We start from the raw sequence: 6155 nt of genomic DNA, 5'->3' as shown, positions 1-6155 counted from the left end.
GCTTCGAATAGCGTCTTGACCACGTCCTCGATCGACAGCTTCACGAACGGCGTCGTGTCATAGGGATAGACGATCTCGACGTTCGGCGGCAGGGTCTGGCTCATATTGCCGATGGCTGCGCGCACCGCTTCGGCCGTATTGATGGCGTTGGCGCCGGAGGCGAGCATCACGGCGAGACCGGCGGAGGGATGGCCGTTATAGGTGGTCGACGTCGTATAGCTGTCTGCGCCGAGTTCCACGGTGGCGACATCGTTGATGCGTACCAGCGAGCCGTTGGACTGGCTTTTCAGGATGATGTTTTCGAACTGCTCCGGCGTCTGCATGCGGCTCTTGGCCGTAACAGTCGCATTGAGCTGCTGGCCTTTGCGCTGCGGCAAGGCGCCGAGCTGGCCGGCCGAGACCTGCGAGTTCTGAGCCTGGATTGCATTCGTTACGTCGCTCACCATCAATTGATATTTGGCAAGCTTGTCCGGATCGACCCAGATACGCATCGCGTAGCCGGCACCGAAGATCTGCGTATTGCCGACGCCTTCGATGCGCTTCAGCGTATCGTTCAGCGTGCTGGAGACATAGTCGGCAAGATCGTTCGAGTTGAGCTTGCCGTCCGTCGACACGAAGCCGACGACCATCAGAAAGTTCGATGTCGATTTGGAAACGACGATACCCGTAGATTGCACCGTCTGCGGCAGCTGGGCGGTGACGAGCTGCAGCTTGTTCTGCACCTGCATCTGCGCGACGTCAGGATCGGCCTTGTTGGTGAAGGTCAGCGAGATCGAGGCCTGTCCGGTCGAGGTCGATGTCGACGTCATATAGTCGAGATTGTCGATGCCGGTCATGCCCTGCTCGATGACCTTGGTCACCGAGTTTTCGACCGTTGCCGCGTCGGCGCCGGAATAGGTGGCGCTGATGCTGACCGTTGTCGGCGCAATCTGCGGATATTGCGAGATCGACAGGGTCAGGATCGAAAGTGCGCCCGCCAGCATGATGACGATGGCGATCACCCAGGCGAAGATCGGCCTGTCGATGAAGAAACGAGACATCGTCTAACCTCACTTCTGGACGCCGGAAGCGGCCTTCATATCGGTCTTTTCCAGACCGGCCTGCTCCGTGGACGGCTTGCTGTCGGCGGCAGCCTGTTTCACTTCGCCGGTCGCATCGTCGATGACGACGGGAGAAACAGTGACTTCCTGGCCGTCACGGACGCGCTGGACGCCTTCGACGATCACGCGATCGCCATCGGCGATCCCCTGATTGACGAGCCAGCTGTTGCCGATGCTGCGCTCGACCTTCAAGACCCGCTGCTGCACCTTGCCGTCGGCGGTCACGAACATGGCGATCGGTTCGCCCTTGGTATTGCGCGTCACGGCGCGCTGCGGCACGACGAAGCTGTTTTCGGCAACGCCTTCCTGGATGGTGGCGCGCACATACATGCCCGGCAGCAGGATGCGATCCGGATTTGGGAAGACGGCGCGAACGGTGATGGTGCCGACCGTTTCCGCAACGGAGGATTCGGCAAATTCAAGCTTGCCGGTTTCCTTGTACTGACTGCCGTCTTCGAGCGTCAGATGCACGGAGACGTTGTCGCCACTGGTCTTTAGCCGGCCGTCGGCAACGGCGCGACGGAATTCGAGCAAATTGGTGCTCGACTGGGTGACGTCGACATTGATCGGATCAAGCTGGCGGATAGTGGTGAGCGCCGTCGTCTGATCGGCCGTGACCAGTGCGCCGACCGTGACAGTCGATGCGTCGACGCGGCCGGAGATCGGGGCGCGCATCTTGGTATAGTCGAGATTGATGCGCGCGGTCTCGAGCGCTGCCTTGGCGGAGGCGACATCGGCCTGCGCTTGCACCAGCGTCGATTGCGCATCATCGAAGTCCTGCTTGCTGACCGCGTTCTGTGCGCTCAAACCCTTGTAGCGGTCGAGCTTCGCCTGGGCGCTGGGCACAGCACCTTCGGCCTTTTGCAAGGCGGCAGCGGCGCTGTCATAAGATGCCTGGTAGGAGGCCGGATCGATCTCGTAGAGCACTTCGCCCTCTCGGACCTCGCTACCCTCCTTGAAATTGCGGCTGCGGATGATGCCGCCGACCTGCGGTCGCACTTCGGCAACAAGGTAGGCGCTGGTGCGGCCAGGCAGCTCGGCTGTTATGGCAACGGATTGCGGATGCAGGGACATCGCGCTGACTTCCGCCTTGACGACGGGAGCATTGCTTTGAGCGGCATTCTGCTGGTTGCAGCCTGCCAGCAACATTGCGGCGACAATTCCGGCGGCGGTCATCGAGCCGCGGCCAACCGAAAGGCGAGTGGATGTCACCGGATATGCGGGTGCATAAGTAGGAGGGGCGGGCTTTCGCACGTTGCTATTTCCTGTTGCCTTATTTATAGTACCAAGTCGTACAGAAAATATTTGTACTACGCCAAATGTCAATCGCATTCGGCTGTCGAGGTCAAGGCGGAAGTGCTGATAGAGGAACGAGCAGCAAAGGTCGATCAGGTCGGCAAACGCCGGCCGCGCGGCCGGCCGAAAACCATCGATGATGACGCTCGTCGGGCTGAGATCGTTGGGGAGGCGCGGGCGACCTTCTACGAACTCGGCTATGCCGGCACGACGATGGATCTTGTGGCCGCCCGATGCCGGATTTCGAAGCAGACGCTCTACAGGCTGTTTCCGAGCAAGACCGAGCTTTTCACGGCGATCATCGCGGAGCATCGGGCTTCCATGTTTGCCCTGCCGCGCCCCGCGGATGAAAACCTGCCGTTCGACAAGGCGCTCGAGCGGATATTCATGATCGATATGAACGAAGCCCAGGAGCGCGAGCGCGACGCCTTCATCCACCTCGCCATCAGCGAATCGCAACAATTTCCGGAGATCGCGACGCTGCTGCACACGCATGGGGCCAAGCCGTCGCAGCAGATGTTGGCTGACTGGCTCACCGAGCAGCAGGCGCAAGGCCTGATCGAAATTGGCGATGCCTTGAGCGGCGCGCGCATGTTGATGGACATGATTTTCGGCGCGATGGTCTCGAAACCGGGCCATCCGAACGACTGGCCGGACCGCGAAACGCGGCTGCGTCATCTGCGTCACTGCATCGCGATTTTTACCGCCGGCGTCCGGCCGCACAAAGGCGGCTCCTAGGGCATTTCGGCTCCTCGCCCATCCGCGAGCTGCCTCTGCCCCCTGTTTTCGGAGCATTCCGAGGATCAAAGAAAAATGCCGATATGACCTGTTCAGCCATATCGGCATTATCCCGTATCCGGCAAAAGCCGGGATACTTCAATTTAGTGTGCCACCACGTTTGCTATGTCCGTTCCCTCTTCGAACAAGGGATTCGGCACGCCATTTTCATACATTTCCTGCAGAACGGCACCAAGTGCCAAATCCAGGCACCAGACCGGGAATTCCGCATTCAGGTTTTTGGCGCTCTGCCGTGCATAGGTGATCAGTCGAGCGATGGATGCCAGTTCCTTGAGTGAATCAGGGTCCTGGTATGCTGCTCCGACCGGAAGTACTGCTGTCATTTCGTGCCCTCTATTGCCCCCGTTCCCGGCAGACGAATCGTGTCTAGCCGAGAACATGAGCAAACCGTAACGAATGTTTTGCAGCTTGGCGCGTGACATGCAGCGTGACACGATGCGTGATTGTCGCGAAATCTTGCTTTTACAATTTCCAGGCGCGAACTGCGGGATGGAAGAGCAAGCAGTCATCGCGGCGCAGGAGATTTCCCGACCGAAGTCAGCTCGTGTTTCCGTTCTTGCCAGGATTTTCGTGCCAGTCGAGGCTTCAGCCCTGCCTTTGGATTGGCGCCTGGCATATTCGCCAGGCGCTCAGGCCTTAGTTGCGCAGGCCGACCGATACGTTCGCCGCGTGCGGAACATGATCCGGCAGAACGTCGGAGGCATTTGCCAGCGACTTGATCAGCGTCAGCACGGACTGGCGAATGCCGGGATCGTTGATCTTCATGAACGCTTTGTTGAGGCTCAGGCCTTCCTTGGACGTCAGGAAATCCGACAGATCCTCAAGGCCGTTGATCGCGCCGAGACCGTCGGTGTTCAGTGGCTGCGAGTTGTCCTGCTGGAAAAAGAAGGCAACCGGTACGGCCAATACGCCGGCAATGGCCTGCAGTCGGCTAGCGCCGATGCGATTGGTGCCCTTTTCGTATTTCTGTACCTGTTGAAACGTCACGCCGATCTGTTCGGCCAGGCGCTCCTGGCTCATGCCAAGCATAAGACGACGCGTGCGCACGCGAGAGCCCACATAGGCATCAATCGGGTTCGGTACTTTTGCACTCACTGCGCAATCTCCTTGTCAAATAGGGGCTGGTGGACAACACCATGCTCGTGACCCTTCACGGGAAGGGACGCGCGCTCTATCTGCCCGCAAAATGTGCGTTAAATATGGGTAGAACTCAACTAAAAGTCTTTTTATGTAAAGTTTTATAACTCCGCCGCACGCATAAACCGCAGAAAAGCTGATTCGCGTCAATGTGGATTGAAGACGGATGACGGCTTGCAATTATAGACCGGGCAAAGCGGGTTATCCTTCGTCGGCACGAAACTGCGGGCGGCATAGTCCGACATGTCGCATTGCCCGCCGTCGGCCACGTAGCGGTCGTAGAGGACCGGGCCGCCGCGGGGCGCGGGATAACGCAGTATCACCGCGCGTTCGGAAGCAATGAGTTGCTGCACCGATGCGCAGGTTTTGCTGAGCGACTCGTAGCGGGAAATTGCCGAGGCCGGCCCGGCTATCGCAATTGCAGTCACAATCAGGGCTGCGGCAACGATCCTCATGCTGGTTCCTCCCTGCGAAAGCGCTGGATCTAAGATAGTCGCCATGCGGGAAATGCCAAGATGCGATGATCCCTCTCGTTGTATGGCAATCCCATCCTGCCTCGATCGGCCGCATGCCGATGCGTATTGCGGATAAGGCGAGCGATCTGCTTTCAGCTCAATGAAAGGTTGGGCGTGCATGTCTCTTGCGCTTCAGGAGGAAGCGAGTGCCGTGCCGCCACCGAGCGGCACCGGTACACAAATGGAGAGGAGGACTTCATGCGTGCATCCAGCATTCTCAGATATTCGACGGCTCTATCCCTTGCGATAGCCGCAGCCGGGTTTGCGGCAACGGCGGCACAGGCGGCGAACAAGATTTCCATCATGGTCGGCGGTTACGAAAAGCAGATCTATCTGCCGGCGAAGCTTGCAGAGGCGCTCGGTTACTTCAAGGAGGAGGGGCTGAACGTCGAGCTCTTGAACGAGCCGGCCGGCGTTGATGCGGAAAACGAGATGCTGGCGGGCGCCGTCCAGGGTGTCGTCGGCTTCTATGACCATTGCATCGATCTGCAGGGCAAGGGCAAGTTCGTCGAATCCGTCGTGCAGTTCAGCCAGGCGCCCGGCGAGGTCGAACTGGTGTCGGCCAAGCATCCGGAAATCAAGTCGCCCGCGGATTTCAAGGGCAAGAGCCTGGGCGTCACCGGCCTTGGGTCCTCGACCAATTTCCTGACACAGTATCTGGCCGTCAAGGCCGGCCTGAAGCTTGGGGAGTTTACCTCGGTTCCGGTCGGCGCCGGCCAGACCTTCATCGCCGCCATGCAGCAGGACGCCATCCAGGCGGGCATGACCACGGAGCCGACGATCTCGCGGATGCTGAAGACCGGCGAGGCCAAGGTTCTGATCGATATGCGTACGATGGCTGGAACCAAGGCGGTTCCGGGCGGCACCTATCCTGCCGCATCCCTCTACATGCAGGAATCGTGGATCAAGGACCACAAGGAGGAAACGCAGAAGCTTGCAAATGCCTTCGTCAAGACGCTGCATTTCATCAACACCCATTCGGCCGCCGAGATCGCGGACAAGATGCCTAGAGATTTCTATGTCGGTGATAAGGAAGGCTATGTGAAGGCGCTCGAAAACGGCAAGGCGATGTTCACGCCCGATGGCGTGATGCCGGAAGACGGTCCGAAAACCGTTCTCGCCGTGCTGTCCGAATTCTCCAAGAACGTCCAGGGCAAATCGATCGACCTGTCGAAAACCTATACGACCGAGTTCGTCAGGAACGCCAAGTAGCGCTCAGTATCGTTTTCTGGGTTGACCGGACGCCTCAGGTTTCCCGTTCGTGTCCGGAAGTAGAAGAGCAGCGCCGGCGGCCATATTTGCGCCGCCG

7 protein-coding genes are annotated in these 6155 nt (G+C 59.2%); 2 read left to right on the top strand and 5 right to left on the bottom strand.

The window, feature by feature from the left end; all coding sequences use genetic code 11:
• Window positions 1–1040, bottom strand: a 1040-nt coding sequence (locus tag BJ928_RS23025; RefSeq protein WP_183079443.1) for an efflux RND transporter permease subunit, incomplete at its 3' end; no start/stop codon positions are given.
• Between the two features lie 9 nt (window positions 1041–1049).
• Window positions 1050–2276, bottom strand: a complete 1227-nt coding sequence (locus tag BJ928_RS23020) for an efflux RND transporter periplasmic adaptor subunit (protein ID WP_120296661.1) — start codon at window positions 2274–2276, stop codon at window positions 1050–1052.
• Window positions 2277–2456: 180 nt separating this feature from the next.
• On the opposite strand from BJ928_RS23020, the gene BJ928_RS23015 reads away from it, so the two are divergent.
• The gene (locus tag BJ928_RS23015; protein ID WP_047630978.1) at window positions 2457–3134 is read left to right on the top strand and encodes a TetR/AcrR family transcriptional regulator; all 678 of its coding nucleotides are present in this window, start codon (window positions 2457–2459) and stop codon (window positions 3132–3134) included.
• Window positions 3135–3277: 143 nt separating this feature from the next.
• On the opposite strand, the gene BJ928_RS23010 is transcribed toward BJ928_RS23015, so the two are convergent.
• From BJ928_RS23010 to BJ928_RS23000, 3 genes are all read right to left on the bottom strand, one after another.
• Complete coding sequence (locus BJ928_RS23010; protein ID WP_047630531.1) at window positions 3278–3517, bottom strand: hypothetical protein; 240 nt, start codon at window positions 3515–3517, stop codon at window positions 3278–3280.
• A 313-nt stretch (window positions 3518–3830) separates the two neighbouring features.
• Entirely contained in the window at window positions 3831–4289 is a 459-nt protein-coding gene (locus BJ928_RS23005) for a helix-turn-helix transcriptional regulator (RefSeq protein WP_047630532.1), read from the bottom strand.
• A gap of 188 nt (window positions 4290–4477) precedes the next feature.
• Window positions 4478–4786, bottom strand: coding sequence for a hypothetical protein (locus tag BJ928_RS23000; RefSeq protein WP_047630533.1), 309 nt, complete (start codon window positions 4784–4786; stop codon window positions 4478–4480).
• Between the two features lie 258 nt (window positions 4787–5044).
• Between BJ928_RS23000 and BJ928_RS22995 the strand changes: the two genes are divergently transcribed.
• Window positions 5045–6058: an ABC transporter substrate-binding protein gene (locus BJ928_RS22995; protein ID WP_047630534.1), complete on the top strand. Its 1014-nt coding sequence runs from the start codon at window positions 5045–5047 to the stop codon at window positions 6056–6058.
• Window positions 6059–6155: the final 97 nt, after the last annotated feature.

It is taken from the genome of Rhizobium sp. WW_1, from assembly GCF_003610155.1.
GTDB classification, from domain to species: domain Bacteria; phylum Pseudomonadota; class Alphaproteobacteria; order Rhizobiales; family Rhizobiaceae; genus Rhizobium; species Rhizobium tropici_A.
Note: the sequence above shows the minus strand (reverse complement) of the source record. Positions and strands in the feature narration are given on the sequence as shown.

What these genes read in the sequence shown, in the direction of transcription:
- BJ928_RS23020 (WP_120296661.1), bottom strand. Translation starts at nt 2,276, where the DNA reads ATGACCGCCGCCGGAATTGTCGCCGCAATGTTGCTGGCAGGCTGCAAC.
- BJ928_RS23010 (WP_047630531.1), bottom strand. Translation starts at nt 3,517, where the DNA reads ATGACAGCAGTACTTCCGGTCGGAGCAGCATACCAGGACCCTGATTCA.
- BJ928_RS23000 (WP_047630533.1), bottom strand. Translation starts at nt 4,786, where the DNA reads ATGAGGATCGTTGCCGCAGCCCTGATTGTGACTGCAATTGCGATAGCC.
- BJ928_RS22995 (WP_047630534.1), top strand. Translation starts at nt 5,045, where the DNA reads ATGCGTGCATCCAGCATTCTCAGATATTCGACGGCTCTATCCCTTGCG.